The organism is Corynebacterium sp. MSK073 (assembly GCF_030232085.1).
In the GTDB taxonomy this organism is placed as follows: Bacteria; Actinomycetota; Actinomycetes; order Mycobacteriales; family Mycobacteriaceae; genus Corynebacterium.
The window spans coordinates 1-14,241 of record NZ_JASPIY010000014.1; the positions used below are offsets into that span (position 1 = coordinate 1).

A 14,241-nucleotide genomic window follows, 5' to 3' on the forward strand; every position below is an offset into this window, starting at 1 on the left:
GGAAACTGAGGGGTTCTCTCTATCTCTCTCGTATGCGCTCTCTCAAACGCATGATTTAAGTATGGGGCACGCGGCTGGAACAGCAATGGAATCTATCTGATAGGTCGCTGAAAATTACTGAAAGTTTCCTGTACATCCATTTGTGCTGGTAAGCGGCCCCAAAGATTATCCTTCTATCAGCCCTTCATCGATGAGGAAATCTCGGGCCACGGCGGTGTAGTCCTCACCGTCCACGTCCACGCGGGCATTGAGCTCCTGCATCTTTTCATCCGTCAGGAGCTCCGCGAGGGGCGCGAAGAGATCCTTGATCTCTGGATGTTCTTCCAAGACCTCGGTGCGTACAACTGGGGCGAGGTTGTACTTAGGGAAGAAGAGCTCAGGATCCTCGAGCACGGTGAGGTTTAAGGACTTAATGCGGCCATCGGTGGCAAAGATCGAACCGAAGGTGCACTCGCCCTTATTCAAGGCGGCATAGACGGCGCCGGAATCCATAATCCGGATGCGGTCGCGCGGTGGTTGTTCAATGCCATAGCTATCCAGCATGGTAAGCAGGCCGTCGTTGCGGGCCAAGAACTCGCTATCGGTGCAATAGGTCTGTTCATTGGCGGGAATACCCTTGATATCGGCCAGCGACTCAAGGCCGTACTGTGCGCGGGACTGTTCGCTAATGGCCAGCGCGTACGTATTATTCATCGGCGCAGGGGGCAGCCAGGTAAGTCCATGGTCCTTATCGGCTTCTTTTACCGCCTCGTATTGCTCCTGCGAGCCGGGGACCGGATCGGCGTTGCCCAGGTAGGTAATCCAGGCGGTACCGGTGTATTCAAACATGGAGTCCATATCGCCGACCTCCAGCGCTTGGCGCGCCGAGGTGGAGCCGGGGATATTGGTCAAGTCCTTTACGTTGGCACCGGCGGATTCCAAGAGGATGGCGCCAATCTTGCCCAGGATCACCTGCTCGGTGAAGTTCTTGGAACCGATGGAAATATTGGCGCCATCCAAGTCGATATCGGCTAGGTCGCCCTTTAACTGTCCGCTCGGGATGAGGCCACCGGCGGTGCCGAGGCCGCACCCGGCGAGGAAGAAGGTGCCTGCGGCGGCGAGGGTTGCGAGGAGGCGTTTCATTTGATCATTCCCTTCGGGGCGAAGACAACCTCAAGAACGCGGCCCACCCATTCGACCGCTAAGGCTAAGGCGGCGATAAGGACCGCGCCAGAGATGAGAATAGGGTTGCGGTAGAGAGTAATACCGGTGGTAATCAGCCCGCCGAGGCCGCCGGCATCGATAAAGGTGGCAAACGCACCAGCGCCGACCAAAAGCACCAAGGAGGTGCGGATGCCGGTCATGATGACCGGCAGGGCCATGGGCAGCTCAACCTTGGTGAGCACCTGGATTGGTGACATGCTGAGGCCATAGGCGGCCTCGACAAGCTGCTTATCCACGCCCCGCAAGCCCGCAATCACGTTGGCGAGCACGGGCAAGAAGGCATAGAACCAGAGGCCGAGGATTGCCACCGGCTCGCCAAAGCCCAGCCAGATGGCCAATAAGACGATGACGCCGACGACGGGCGCGGCCTGGCCAATATTCGCGATGCTGGTGATGATCGGCGCCATGAACTTGGTGGACTTGCGCGTTAGCACGATGCCCAGCGGCACGGCCGTGGCGATGACCAGCAGCGCGGAGATGACCACGAGGACTAAGTGCTCGCGGGTCATGGTGAGCACGGAGCTAATCTGCAGGGTGCGCTCTTCAATATCATCGAGCTCGGCCGTGGCGTGCCAGATGAGCCAGCCGCCCACCGTAAGTACCACCAGGATGGGGATGCCGATGATAAGGAGGCGGTCTTCACCGGTCAGGCGCTTAAATTTCTCCACCGGAATCCACCTCCTGGTCATCTAAAGCCTCTTGGGCCGCGGCGTTCATCTGTTGGATATAATCCGTGACCGTTTCGTAGTACAAAACGCCCACAAATTCACCGCGGCGGGTGACAAGTGCGCCGCTGTGGGAGGAAGCAAGCATGGCAGACATGGCATCGCTAAGCGTAGAGCGCGCATCCACAACGGAGTTGAGCTCGAACTGCGGCTCCGGGATGGTCTCGTAGCGCTCGAGCTGGCGGGCGAAGATCCAGTCGCGGGGATGGCCCTTGTCATCGATGATGACCACCATTTCTTCGCCGGCTTCGCGCAGGCGTGCTAGGGCCTCACTTGTGGGTTCGCCGATGCGCGCGGTGGCCTGGTCCGCAAGGTCCAGCTCATCCGCGCGGCGCAGGTTGAGCTGCTTTAAGGCAGAGCCGGAACCAATGAAATCGGCGACGAAATCATTCGCGGGCGCGGCCAGGATGTTTTCGGGCGTATCGTACTGGCTGATCTTTCCGCCCGGTTCAAAGATGAGGATGCGGTGGCCCAGCTTGATGGCCTCATCGATATCGTGCGTGACGCAGATGATGGTCTTTTTCAACTCGGATTGGATATTGACCAATTCATCCTGCAGACGGGTGCGGGTGATGGGGTCGACCGCGCCGAAGGGCTCGTCCATCAAGACCACCGGCGGATCCGCAGCCAGGCCGCGGGCGACGCCGACGCGCTGTTGCTGGCCACCGGATAGCTCGCTGGGGAAGCGATCGCGGTAGGTGGCAGGATCGAGCCCGACCATATCCAAAAGCTCGTCGGTGCGCTTCGAAATCTTATCGGCCTTCCACTTCTTTAGCTTGGGCACAAGCGCGATATTATCCGCGACGGACATGTGCGGGATGAGGCCGCCGCCTTGGATGACGTAGCCAATATCGCGGCGCAGCTGCGTGGGGTTTTTCTTGGTGGCATCCTCGCCATCGATATAAATGGTGCCGCTGGTTGGCTCCACCAAGCGGTTAATCATCTTCAGCGAGGTGGTCTTACCGCAACCAGACGGGCCGACGAATGCGACCAGCTCGCCCGCCGGAATTTCGAAGGAAAGGTCCTCCACGGCGGGGGAGTCCTGGCCCGAATAGGCCTTGGTGACGTGATCGAAGACGATGCTGGCACCGCTATTGCTCGTGTCCTCGGCGTGCGTGGATGAAGCGTGCGTTGTATCGGACATTCTTAGATACCTTTCGGGGTGGTCAATTTTTGGATTCCGGCGAGAATCGCATCCACGATGAGCGCGATGATGACGACGCCGATGGTGCCCACCAGCGTGAAATTAAGTGCGTTGGTGCCGCCGATTTGGCTAAGCCCTGAGTAGATATATCCACCCAGCCCTGGGCCGAGCGCGTAGGCGGCGATGGCGGCAACACCCATAGACATTTGGGTGGAGACGCGGATACCGGTCATAATCACCGGCCAGGCCAGCGGCAGCCGGATGCGGAAGAGGATGGCCGTCGAGCTCATGCCCTGCCCGCGGGCGGATTCGATGACATCGTCGCTGACATTGTGCAAGCCGACGATGGCATTGCGCAGGATGGGAAGGACAGCATAAAAGACCACGAGGGCAACGGACGGTATGGTGCCGATGCCAAAAAGCGGGATGGCAAGACCAAGGAGCGCCAGCGAAGGCAAGGTCAACCCGATGGAGGTTAAGGCATTAGCAATAGCCGCACCGCGCGGGCGTTGGGCCACAAAGATGGCAATTACCAACGCGATGACCAGGGCCACAACGACTGATTGGATGACAAGGCTTGCGTGCTGGTAACTGCGGAAAAGGATATCCTGCCAGCGCGCAGCGATAAATTCGTTCATTTCATCACCTAAAAGAAAGAGAATAGGGCGCAGGGAAAATTATTAGGAGCACAGACTCTCTGGTCCTTCCTCTGCGCTGATGATGTGCTTCTAGCGTACAAGCTTTTTTACGCGCGAAACAATAGCGTGACAGGCTGGGCACAAAACCGGGGGCAGTGAGCACGAGGTAATACCGGTCTTATTGGCGGCCTAGAAAAACAGCACTTGGCCGATAAGTGCCAGGGCAGCGGTAATAGCTACCACCGTGACGATGCGGTTCAGGCGCTTAGTATCGATGAAATGGTTGAGATAGTTGGCAATGAATAAACCGACGACCACCAACGGGCTATAGGCAGCGGCGGCGTAGACCTGCGGCTGGGTCACCTGGCCGTTAAAGCCCAGGATGATAAGGGACATGACGGTACCGATCACAAAGGTGCCGGCGAGGCTGCCGCGGGTGCGCTGTGGGTCGAAGCGCTTCATAATCAGCGCCATCGGCGGGCCACCGATGGAGGTAGAGGTTCCCAGGAATCCGGAGGTAAGCCCGGCTAAGACGGTATTGCGCCTGGTGGGCTCGGGGCTCCAGCCGAGGCTGGAGAGGGACATTGCCAAGAGCACGGCGCAGCCGATGAAGATGGACAGGCCGTCGTGTGAGAGGGATGCGATCGCCCACGCACCGGCGAACGAGCCCGGAATGCGGGCGATGACGGATATGCCGACCAAGCGCCATGAGGTTTCGCGGTAGGTTCGCGCCAGCGTATAGATGGAAATGCACAGCGCGAGGAGCAAGATGAGCGTGGGGACTAAATCTGGGCGCAAGAGCGCGACTATGGGGGTGGCGATGGTGCCGAGCCCAAAGCCGATCGAGCCCTGAGTGATAGTGCCGACCAAGATGAGCACACCAATAAAGATGTAGACCCACGCGTCTGAAGAGATTCCCAAGAACATGATGGAAGGCAAGTATAGGGCACTTAACCTACAGCCGGGCGGTTACTTTCTCATTCGCTGCAATTTCATCCAAGCGGGACGCGGCGCAGAGTCCAGCGACGATAACGGCGGAGCCGCCGGCTGCTAAGGGCTCGAGCACGGCGCGGGTGAAGGAAGATTTATCGCTCCATCCGGTAGATAGCAGCCGCTCGGCGCCGCCGGGCGGGGTCACCAATTCCGGCAGGGGCTGGGTTTCACCAAAGTACTGATCGCCATAAAAACGGACGGTGGGGCCGAAGTCGATGGCACCGGTGGGCAGATCCCCGCCGGATTCAACGATGCCGCGGCCAAAGGGGTCGTCGCTGATGAGCACGATATCGGCTTGCGGCTGGCGCTCTTGGGCGGCGAGGTAGCGGGAGGGGGAGGTAAAGACGACATCGGCAAGCGCGGCCGATTCACCAAAATCAAAGGTGGGCCCGGCGGCGAGGGCGCCTAAGGCAATGACGGCAGCCTGCCACGAGGTGGGCACGTCGATGGCGATGGTGGAATCAGGCTCCAAGTCGAGCTCTTCTTCCAACATATTGGCGATCTTGGCCGCCCAGTTATCGAGCGTCTGGGCGGAAAAATCCATGCGCGCGCCGGTGGATTCGTTATAAACAGTCAGCCGTGGGGTGGCGGCATCGGCGTTTAAAAGATGGGCGAGTAGTTCCATACCCGCCCATCGTAGGCCAGCCTGCTTAGTTCACGCAGCGCGGACCGTCGCCACCAGCGTCGATTTCAGGCGCAACCTTGTTGGCGCCGAAGTCGTTGCCCGGGGTTCCCACCAGGTCGGTATCTTCTTCGGCCGCGGATTCCTCGGCGCTGGCTTCCTCATCGGAGGGGCCCTGGTAGTCATCGGTGGCCACGACGAGCAAGGTATTGTCATCGAGCTGCGGGTTTTCTACCACTGGCAGGCCACCGAGCTTTTCCGCCAGCTTCTTGGCATCTTCGCTCTCGGGGTCCGCGGCCACGACCTGAGACTCAGAGTAGATGCCGGGCTGGGCATTGGCGGAGCGCTCGACGGTATAGCCGGTGTTTTCCAGCCAGGTGCCGATGCCGGCGGCCAAGCCATCGATATTGCCGGCATTGAGGACGTGGACCTCGTTATCGGAGTTGATATCGGAATCGTGCTCCGCTGCGTTTTCGGCGTTTTCCTCCTTGTGGGCCGCGTCTTCTTCGGCTTCCTCGTGCGACATGGCCAGATCCTCCATGAAGCGGTGGACCTCATTGGTATCGATGGTGACGATGGATTCGCCGTAATCGCCGCGGCCATCGATGGAGGTCACCGGGATGGTGGTGAAGGTGACATTGCCGCCGGCCAGGCCTGCTAGCTGGGTGACAAAGCCCATGATGTCCCAGCCGTCATCGATGACCACGGAGCGCTCCACGGCCTTCGCAATCTTGGAGAGCTTGGACGGGCTGGTCAGCGTGTCATTATCGAGCACCTTCTTCACCAGCGAGGCCATATACGCCTGCTGGCGCACGATGCGGTCAAGGTCACCGCGCGGCAGGTTATAGCGCTGGCGTACGAAGGTCAGCGCCTGCGCGCCATCGAGGGTCTGGATGCCCTTGTGGAAATTGGCGCCGGACATCTCGTCCTCAACATCCTCGTTGAGGCACACCTCGACGCCACCGACGGCATCAGTAAGCAGCGTAAAGCCGAGCAAGCCCACCTCGGCGTAGTGGTCAATGGACACTCCGGTCAGGGAGTGCACCATCTTGAGCAAGCCTTCGCGGCCGGCTTCCACGCCGCGCTTTTCGATGTCCTTATCCGAATACGGTTTCTTCTCGCCCTGCGCCTCCGCCTTGGCGTTTTCCTGCTGGAGCTCCTGGACCTTGTCGTTTTTGTGCGAGGCGTAGACGGCATTGATCTTCATATTGCCGTAGTCCGGATCGTTGACATAGGTATCGCGCGGAATGGAGACCGCGGTAGCGCGCGAGCCGTCTTCCGGAATGCGCACGAGCATGATGGTGTCGGTATTTTCCTCACCCTCGGCAACGCCGGCGTGGAGATCCGCCAGCTCCTTTTCGGAGAGGGGGTTGCCCTGGGCATCGGTGCGCGAGTCCTTGCCCACGAGCAAGATATCGGCGGCGCCGTCCAAGGAAGGATCGGATAAACCATCCTCGCCCAAAGATAAGTCCGAGGCGGAGGACATGCCCGTATCCAGGCGCCCCACCGTGGCGTAGCCCACGCCGGAGACAGCCAGGATGAGGGCAGAAATAACAGCCACGATGGTTTTGGTGGCCGTGGAACCCTTTTGCTTAACCGCGCTAGCGGCAGAGGGCGCGGGTTGGATATTGCGCGCCCGGCGAGTGTTCTCAGAAGTCACAAGTGAAGGCTTTCTACTTTCCGGGGATCTGGAGACAGTTTAGGGGAGATCTCGCCAAAATTAGGGATCCGTGACCAGTTTCGCGTGTTTGAAACAGTGTCTGTCTCCGGACACAGCCTCTGGCGTGACTAAACTTGGGGCCCATTGTGACTACTGAAACTACAGCTCCGCTCGCCATTATCACCGTGACCTATAACCCCGGTGAGTACTTGGCGCGATTTATAGGCTCCCTGCCGGACGCCAGCGCTCAAGGCGCCCAGGTGGTGCTGGCGGATAATGGCTCGACCGACGGCATCCCCGAAGCCGCTGCAGCGGAAAGGGAAGGCGTGGACTTCCTCGATACCGGCGGCAATATTGGCTACGGCGCTGGCATGAACGCCGGTGCTCGGTGGGTGCGCGAGAACCGGCGCGTAGACGAAGAGTTCTTCCTTATCTCTAACCCGGATGTCACCTTTAGTGAAGATGCCATTGACCAGATGATTGCGTGCGCGCGCCGCTGGCCGGATGCCGCGGCGGTTGGCCCGCGCATCGTGGAACCGGACGGCAGCAACTACCCATCCGCCCGGTCTGTGCCGAATATATCCACCGGCATCGGCCACGCGCTGTTTTCTAACCTGTGGCCTTCTAATCCTTGGACGCGCACCTACCGCAACGATGCCGATATGTCCGTCCAGCGCCCCGCCGGGTGGTTATCCGGATCCTGCCTCTTGGTGCGTTGGGACGCCTTTGATGCCATCGGCGGTTTTGATGAGCGCTACTTCATGTACTTGGAAGACGTGGACTTGGGCGATCGCTTCGCGCGCGCCGGGTATCAAAACATTTTCTGCCCAGAAGCCGTCATCAGCCATGCCAAGGGGCATTCCACCCAGGCGCACGCCGGGGCGATGCTGCGCGCGCACCACAGCTCTGCGTACCGCTTTCAGGCGGACCGCCACCCGGCGTGGTGGCAGGCCCCGCTGCGCGCAGCGTTGTGGCTGGGATTGCGGGTGCGGGGAGCGGTAACGGCCGCTCGCGCTAGTACCGCCAAAGATTCGGACGCCTGAAGCGCGTGCCGTTGACCTGGTTTCTGGCCGCGGCCGCATACACTGACCTTCGAAAAACCTCAGAATAAGATTGTCTGCATACAAAGGATGACTATGACTGAAGCAGCCACCACCCACGGTGCCACCACCGATGCAGTGATTTTGGTGGGCGGGCGCGGAACTCGCCTGCGCCCACTGACCATTGGTACGCCCAAGCCCATGCTGCCGACGGCGAACTACCCGTTCCTGCAGCACCTGCTCGCCCGCATCAAGGCCGCGGGCATTGAGCACGTGGTGATGTCCACCTCGTACAAGGCAGAGGTTTTCGAGGAATACTTTGGCGATGGCTCCGAGCTCGGCCTGGACATCGAATACGTGGTGGAAGAAACCGCGCTGGGCACCGGCGGCGGCATTCGCAACGTCTATGACAAGCTGCGCAATGACACCGTCATGGTCTTCAACGGCGATGTTCTTTCCGGCATGGATCTTGAGGGCATTTTGACCACGCACCACAACAAGGGTGCGGATGTCACCATGCACCTGCTCAACGTGGCGGATCCGCGCGCCTTTGGCTGCGTGCCCACGGATTCTGAGGGCCGGGTCACGGCCTTTTTGGAAAAGACCGAGGATCCACCAACCAATCAGATCAACGCCGGTTGCTACGTCTTTGACCGCTCCGTCATCGAATCTATCCCGGCAGACCGCGTGGTCTCGGTCGAGCGTGAGACCTTCCCGGGCTTGCTTGCCGATGCCCGCCTGGTCGTCGGCCACGTCGATAACTCCTACTGGCGCGATATGGGCCGCCCCGATGACTTCACTCGCGGCTCCTCCGACTTGGTGCGCGGCATCGCGCCATCGCCGCTGCTGGAAGGCCGCACCGGTGAATCCCTCGTGGAATCCTCGGCCGGCATTGCCGGCGGCGTGCTGCTGCTGTCTGGCACCGCGGTGGGCCGCGGATCCGAGGTGGGCGCCGGCTCCCGCCTTGAAGGAACCGTGGTCTTTGATGGCGTGCGCATCGAACCAGGCGCCATCATCCACAACTCCATCATTGCCTCGGGCGCACACATCGGTGCCAACGCGGTCATCGAAAACTGCGTCATCGGCGAAGGTGCCCACGTTGGCGCCCGCTGCGAGCTCGTGGACGGCATGCGGGTCTTTCCTGGTGTGACCATCCCCGATGCCGGCATCCGCTTTAGCTCCGACGCCTAAAGCGCCCACCACCTACCCCTCCGCACCGCTTGCAGCTCGGCCGCGAGCGCGGTGCGGAGGGCTTTGTGCTCCCCGCCCGGCCGAGATTTTGGGAGACACGCCGATACTTCCTGAAAATTGTTGACAGAAAAACCGGGCACCACTATATCTAGTACCCCCTACCTATACCCCCGGATGGCACCGGATGTTACTAATGTGACGGATGGGGATCGTGTGCAGCGTTTTTGCGATAAAGCGCAGAAAAGGCACTAATTCAGGTTGACGATATTTAGTGATCCGGTGTGAAATTACATCAGTGCAAGAAACGGCGACCGACACACCCGTTTTACGGATTGGATCGCGGATTGACGGCGATTCAGTCGTACTTCAGCCTCGTGTACAGTCGGTTGCACTGATTAGGATTACCCAACCTCGGAGAAAGGAAAAGGCGTGGACAAAATGGCTAATAACAACGCCATTCTCCGTGGCGGTGCTGCTGCAGAGGTATCGCTCGATGAACTCTTCGGTGCCGTCGAGCAGGAGTGGCAGGATCAAGCGTTGTGCGCGCAGACGGATCCAGAGGCATTCTTTCCCGAAAAGGGAGGTTCCACCCGTGAGGCAAAGCGTATCTGCCAAGCCTGCGCGGTGCGCGATGAGTGCCTGGAATACGCGCTGGAGCACGATGAACGCTTCGGAATTTGGGGCGGGCTTTCGGACCGCGAACGCCGCCGCCTCAAGCGCGAGATTGGTTAATTAAGTTGTGTGTGCTCTAGCCCTTGGCTGCGCCCCATGTGGTGCTGTCAAGGGCTAGAGTTTTCTTTAGCGCGACTATGCTTTCCTACCAGCTATAGCGTGGGTCTACCTCCTCTGGGGCGAGGTTTAAGTAATTGGCCACCAGGGCGGTAATGACCGTGCCGAGGAGCTCCGCGCGCTCGGCGGCGGTGACGGCACGCTGCTCAATGGGCATGCGGAAGATGACGAGGCGGGCGCGGGTAGGGCTGCCGGAAGAGTCGACTCCGGCGGGCACGATGCGGCCGAGCGGCACGGGACCATCGGCAATGATTTCATCCGGCAGCACCGTCATATCCGCCGAAAGGCGCATGCGCGGGATGGTATCTACTGCAAGGTCGAGCCCGCGCAATTGCGGGGCGAAGGCGTGCTGAATGGGGGCGTAGGCCTCGAGGACAGCGGCATCGAAAAGCTCGCGGGCGCTGCGGTAGCGCGGGGTTTGCTGCGGCAGCAGGGGCCCGTGCAGGCCGCGCCCGTGGCGGTCACGGGCGGGTCGGATATGCGGGCGGGGGCGAGCGGCGGTCATGGCGTTGATTCTAAAGCTCGGTGGCGGCGCAATAAGTGCAGCCACGCCGGGGAAGTACTATCTAAATCTCAACCAAGGGTTTAGACTAATGCGCGTGACTGAATCTCGCCATTGCTCCCGCCCAGGCTGCGGCCGACCCGCCGTGGCGACGTTGACCTACGCATATGCGGATCAGACCGCTGTGGTTGGCCCGCTGGCAGAAGAGGATAACCCGCACAGCTGGGATCTCTGCAGCACTCACCGCGACCGCATCTCCGCGCCGGTGGGGTGGGAGCTGGTGCGAGTAGACCGCATCGAGCTCGACGAGGATGACGACCTTATGGCCCTGGCCCAGGCGGTCAAGGAAGAAGGCAGGGTTACTACGGGGCTTGTCGATGACCGCAGCGCCGGCTCCGGGGCAGATCCCATCGATTACGCCGCCACCTTCGATGGCGCTGATCCCGCCAATTCCAACCACCCGGTATTTCGCACCCGCCGCGTGGCCTATGCCAAAAAGGCCCGCCGCGCTCACCTGTCCGTCGTCCCCGATGCGAACAGCGAGGACAGTTCCAGCTCCGCCGCGGAGCAAGACACGGCGACCGAGTCCGAGTCCGACTAAGCGCGGGTTGAGCACAGCGCCTGAAAAGCCCCGCGCTAGTTAGCTGCAGACACGGAAGGAGCACTGCGCTAGTTGCCCGCAGGCAGGGAGTATTATTGCGAGGTATGCGAACTCGTGAGCATCTTGATGCAGTGATTAAGGCCTATGACGTCCGTGGCGTGGTGGGCGAAGATATCGATGAAGACTTTGTGCGCGATACTGGCGCCGCCTTCGCCGCGATCCTGCGCGAAGAAGGCGAAAACACCGTGGCCGTCGGCCACGACATGCGCCCGTCTTCACCCGCGTTGGCGCAAGCCTTTGCTGAAGGCGTGGTGAGCCAAGGCCTCCACGTGACGCTTCTGGGGCTTACCTCCACCGATGAGCTCTACTATGCCGCGGGTTCTATGGAGTGCGCGGGTGCGATGTTTACCGCCTCCCACAACCCGGCGAAGTACAACGGCATCAAGCTCTGCCGCGCCGGTGCCGTCCCCGTGGGGCAGCAGACTGGGTTGGAAGAAATCAAGCAGATGCTTATCGATGGCACCCCAAACTACGACGGCCCCCATGGTGCCATCGCAGAGCAAGAAATCCTGACCGGCTACGCCGATTTCCTGCGCCACCTCGTGCCGCTGGAAGAGTCCAAGCCGCTGGTCGTCGCCGTCGACGCCGCCAATGGTATGGGTGGGCACACCGTCCCGGCCGTCTTCGATGGCCTGCCCTTTGATGTCCGCGATCTCTACTTTGAGCTTGATGGCACCTTCCCCAACCACGAGGCGAACCCGCTGGATCCCAAGAACTTGGAGGATCTGCAGACATTTACCGTAGAGCAAAACGCCGATATCGGCCTTGCCTTCGATGGCGACGCCGACCGTTGCTTCGTGGTGGATGAAAAGGGCCAGCCGGTATCGCCTTCTGCCATCTGCGCGCTGGTGGCCAGCCGCTACTTGGATAAGTTCCCAGGCGCGACCATTATCCACAACCTGATTACCTCCAAGACGGTGCCGGAGCTCATCGCGGAAAAGGGCGGTACCGCCGTGCGCACGCGCGTGGGCCACTCCTTCATTAAGGCCCAAATGGCCGAGCACAAGGCGGCCTTTGGCGGCGAGCACTCAGCGCACTACTACTTCCAAGAATTCTGGAACGCCGATTCCGGCATGTTGGCCGCCATGCACGTGCTGGCCGCGCTGGGGCAGACGGATAAGCCGCTCAGCGAGCTCATGGCGGAATACTCCCGCTACGAGGCATCCGGCGAGATCAACTCCACGGTAGCGGATCAAAAGGCCGCCACCCAGGCCGTGCTCGATGGGCTGGCGGATAAGATCGAATCTGTCGATGAGCTCGATGGCGTCACGGTCGAGCTCAAGGGCACGGACGCGTGGTTTAATGTGCGCGCTTCCAATACCGAGCCGCTGCTACGGCTCAATGTTGAGGCGAAGACCTCCGAAGAGGTCCAGCAGATTGTGGACGAGGTCCTCGCCATCATCAGGCGCTAATTGCTGGAATCACTGAACTACTGCGCGCGGGAGTGGGCCACCATGTCTTCCCACTCCACGTACTTCTTTCGCTCGCGGCCTTCGCGCTCGCCCAGTGCGCGCTCAGCGGCATCGAGGCGTTGCCAATCCTGCCAGGTGAGGTAGTCGACGCCCTTATCCGCGAAGGCCTCGGTGATATCGCCGGCGGTGGGGGAAGGTAGGCTGCCCGCGGCGGCATCATCAAGCAGCATGCCAATGGTTTCGCTGGCATCGGACTTGGTAATGCCAATCAGGCCGACGGGCCCGCGTTTTACCCAGCCGGTGGTATAGAGGCCGGGAACAATGGCACCCTCTTCGTCGATGACGTGGCCGCCGTCATTGTTAATGACGTTCTTCTCTCTATTAAACGGCACGCCGTCCACGGCGTCCGAGCGGTAGCCCGTGGCAAAATAGACCGCTTGCACCGGCCACGTGGTGAATTTACCGGTGCCGCGCACGTTGCCATCGCCGGTCAGCTCGGTGCGCTCCGTTTTAATCCCGCTGACCCGGCCGTTCTCACCGAGGATCTCCACCGGCTGTTCAAAGAGGTGAATCTGCAGCGTATGCGGGGCCTTTTTGGGATCGCGAATGGCATATTGCTCAAGAACCTGGCAGACCAAATCCGTGGACTTGCTGGAAGCGCGCGCCTCTAGCGAGGCCTCATCGTAATCAATATCTTCGGGGGAGACGACCACATTGATGTTGTCCGAGTGGTCGAGCTCTTTGAGCTCTTGCGGGGTGAACTTGGCTTGGGCGGGACCGCGCCGCCCGAAGACGCGCACGGTTTCTGCCTTATTGCGCGCCAGTGAATCGTAGACATTATCGGCGATTTCGGTCACCTTAAGTTCATCGCCCGTCTTGGCCAAGATGCGCGAGACGTCCAGGCCCACGTTGCCCACGCCGATGACGGCGACCTCGCTGGCGGAGAGATCCCACTCGCGCTCAAAACGCGGATTGCCGTCATAGAAGCCTACGAACTCACCGGCGCCGTGCACTCCCTGCAGTTGTGCACCAGGGATATCGCGGTGGCGATCGCCTACCGCACCGGTGGCAAAGATGACAGCATCGTAGTGCTGCTGCAGCTCGTCTACGGTGATATCGCGGCCGATGTGCACGTTGGTAAGCAGGCGAATCTGCTCCGTGTCCAATACGCGGTGCAGGGATTTACTAATGCCTTTAATGCGTGGGTGGTCAGGGGCCACGCCGTAGCGAATGAGGCCGAAGGGGGCGGGCATCTGCTCAATGAGATCGATGTGTACATTGCCACCGGTCTTTTTCACCAAGATATCGGAGGCGTAAATGCCGGCGGGACCGGAACCGATGACGGCTACGTTTAAGGGCTTTTCTGACACGGTAATTTTGCCTTTCTTGTCTGCGTATTCTCCCGCGGTGGGGTGAAGGGAACGACCCTCGATAAATATGCGTAAATAGACCACATAGTCTATTTATCGCGGTTGAGTGCGGGATTTCTCTTAAGAGAGTGAACCGTATGGTCTATTTGCAGACAAGTGGAAGAATTAGATTCTTTATTAAACCTTCTCAAAGTGCAGGTCACAGCTTTGGGAAAAGTGAAAATAAAACAGACCGCTTTGTCTGTAATCTATAGACGAGTAGGTTTCACCTCAACGCTTTGAAAGGGAGGT

At 60.1% G+C, this 14,241-nt stretch carries 14 protein-coding genes; 5 read left to right on the forward strand and 9 right to left on the reverse strand.

The features are described 5' to 3' along the window. Positions 1–165: 165 nt before the first annotated feature. The 7 genes from QP970_RS09395 to QP970_RS09425 all read right to left on the reverse strand — a co-directional run bounded on the left by QP970_RS09395 (position 166) and on the right by QP970_RS09425 (position 6,985). Positions 166–1,122, reverse strand: a complete 957-nt coding sequence (locus tag QP970_RS09395; RefSeq protein WP_239269389.1) for a glycine betaine ABC transporter substrate-binding protein — start codon at positions 1,120–1,122, stop codon at positions 166–168. Then, positions 1,119–1,871, reverse strand: a complete 753-nt coding sequence (locus QP970_RS09400; RefSeq protein WP_023016900.1) for an ABC transporter permease — start codon at positions 1,869–1,871, stop codon at positions 1,119–1,121. The genes QP970_RS09395 and QP970_RS09400 overlap by 4 nt, the downstream gene beginning before the upstream one ends. Next, complete coding sequence (locus tag QP970_RS09405) at positions 1,858–3,072, reverse strand: ABC transporter ATP-binding protein (RefSeq protein WP_239269390.1); 1,215 nt, start codon at positions 3,070–3,072, stop codon at positions 1,858–1,860. Before QP970_RS09405 ends, QP970_RS09400 begins: the two co-directional genes overlap by 14 nt. Before the next feature lie 2 nt (positions 3,073–3,074). Further along, the gene (locus QP970_RS09410; RefSeq protein ID WP_239275615.1) at positions 3,075–3,710 is read right to left on the reverse strand and encodes an ABC transporter permease; all 636 of its coding nucleotides are present in this window, start codon (positions 3,708–3,710) and stop codon (positions 3,075–3,077) included. A 189-nt stretch (positions 3,711–3,899) separates the two neighbouring features. After that, positions 3,900–4,637, reverse strand: a complete 738-nt coding sequence (locus QP970_RS09415; protein ID WP_239269392.1) for a sulfite exporter TauE/SafE family protein — start codon at positions 4,635–4,637, stop codon at positions 3,900–3,902. A 28-nt stretch (positions 4,638–4,665) separates the two neighbouring features. After that, positions 4,666–5,328 carry a TIGR03089 family protein gene (locus tag QP970_RS09420; protein ID WP_239269393.1) on the reverse strand — a complete coding sequence of 221 codons (663 nt, stop codon included), beginning with the start codon at positions 5,326–5,328 and terminating at the stop codon, positions 4,666–4,668. A 25-nt stretch (positions 5,329–5,353) separates the two neighbouring features. Beyond that, positions 5,354–6,985, reverse strand: a complete 1,632-nt coding sequence (locus tag QP970_RS09425) for an LCP family protein (RefSeq protein WP_239269394.1) — start codon at positions 6,983–6,985, stop codon at positions 5,354–5,356. Between the two features lie 134 nt (positions 6,986–7,119). On the opposite strand from QP970_RS09425, the gene QP970_RS09430 reads away from it, so the two are divergent. From QP970_RS09430 to QP970_RS09440, 3 genes are all read left to right on the forward strand, one after another. After that, positions 7,120–8,028: a glycosyltransferase family 2 protein gene (locus tag QP970_RS09430; RefSeq protein WP_239269395.1), complete on the forward strand. Its 909-nt coding sequence runs from the start codon at positions 7,120–7,122 to the stop codon at positions 8,026–8,028. 93 nt (positions 8,029–8,121) lie between these two features. After that, positions 8,122–9,216, forward strand: a complete 1,095-nt coding sequence (manB, locus tag QP970_RS09435; protein ID WP_239275621.1) for a mannose-1-phosphate guanylyltransferase — start codon at positions 8,122–8,124, stop codon at positions 9,214–9,216. Between the two features lie 438 nt (positions 9,217–9,654). Then, on the forward strand, positions 9,655–9,948 hold the full coding sequence (locus QP970_RS09440; RefSeq protein WP_005277485.1) for a WhiB family transcriptional regulator: 294 nt from the start codon (positions 9,655–9,657) through the stop codon (positions 9,946–9,948). 85 nt (positions 9,949–10,033) lie between these two features. Here QP970_RS09440 and QP970_RS09445 read toward each other — a convergent pair whose 3' ends face one another. Next, on the reverse strand, positions 10,034–10,510 hold the full coding sequence (locus QP970_RS09445) for a metallopeptidase family protein (protein WP_239269397.1): 477 nt from the start codon (positions 10,508–10,510) through the stop codon (positions 10,034–10,036). An 88-nt stretch (positions 10,511–10,598) separates the two neighbouring features. Here QP970_RS09445 and QP970_RS09450 point away from each other — a divergent pair, with 88 nt between their 5' ends. Both QP970_RS09450 and QP970_RS09455 read left to right on the forward strand, forming a co-directional pair. After that, entirely contained in the window at positions 10,599–11,108 is a 510-nt protein-coding gene (locus QP970_RS09450; protein WP_239269398.1) for a DUF3499 domain-containing protein, read from the forward strand. A 104-nt stretch (positions 11,109–11,212) separates the two neighbouring features. Then, positions 11,213–12,580 carry a phosphomannomutase/phosphoglucomutase gene (locus tag QP970_RS09455; protein WP_239269399.1) on the forward strand — a complete coding sequence of 456 codons (1,368 nt, stop codon included), beginning with the start codon at positions 11,213–11,215 and terminating at the stop codon, positions 12,578–12,580. Positions 12,581–12,597: 17 nt separating this feature from the next. On the opposite strand, the gene QP970_RS09460 is transcribed toward QP970_RS09455, so the two are convergent. Next, a complete protein-coding gene (locus tag QP970_RS09460; RefSeq protein WP_284869876.1) occupies positions 12,598–13,950 on the reverse strand; it encodes an FAD-dependent oxidoreductase in 1,353 nt (450 codons plus the stop codon). Between the last annotated feature and the right edge of the window lie 291 nt (positions 13,951–14,241).

Coding starts and splice junctions, on each gene's coding strand:
- QP970_RS09395 (WP_239269389.1), bottom strand. CDS start 1,122: ATGAAACGCCTCCTCGCAACCCTCGCCGCCGCAGGCACCTTCTTCCTC.
- QP970_RS09405 (WP_239269390.1), bottom strand. CDS start 3,072: ATGTCCGATACAACGCACGCTTCATCCACGCACGCCGAGGACACGAGC.
- QP970_RS09410 (WP_239275615.1), bottom strand. CDS start 3,710: ATGAACGAATTTATCGCTGCGCGCTGGCAGGATATCCTTTTCCGCAGT.
- QP970_RS09415 (WP_239269392.1), bottom strand. CDS start 4,637: ATGTTCTTGGGAATCTCTTCAGACGCGTGGGTCTACATCTTTATTGGT.
- QP970_RS09420 (WP_239269393.1), bottom strand. CDS start 5,328: ATGGAACTACTCGCCCATCTTTTAAACGCCGATGCCGCCACCCCACGG.
- manB (WP_239275621.1), top strand. CDS start 8,122: ATGACTGAAGCAGCCACCACCCACGGTGCCACCACCGATGCAGTGATT.
- QP970_RS09440 (WP_005277485.1), top strand. CDS start 9,655: ATGGCTAATAACAACGCCATTCTCCGTGGCGGTGCTGCTGCAGAGGTA.
- QP970_RS09445 (WP_239269397.1), bottom strand. CDS start 10,510: ATGACCGCCGCTCGCCCCCGCCCGCATATCCGACCCGCCCGTGACCGC.
- QP970_RS09450 (WP_239269398.1), top strand. CDS start 10,599: ATGCGCGTGACTGAATCTCGCCATTGCTCCCGCCCAGGCTGCGGCCGA.
- QP970_RS09455 (WP_239269399.1), top strand. CDS start 11,213: ATGCGAACTCGTGAGCATCTTGATGCAGTGATTAAGGCCTATGACGTC.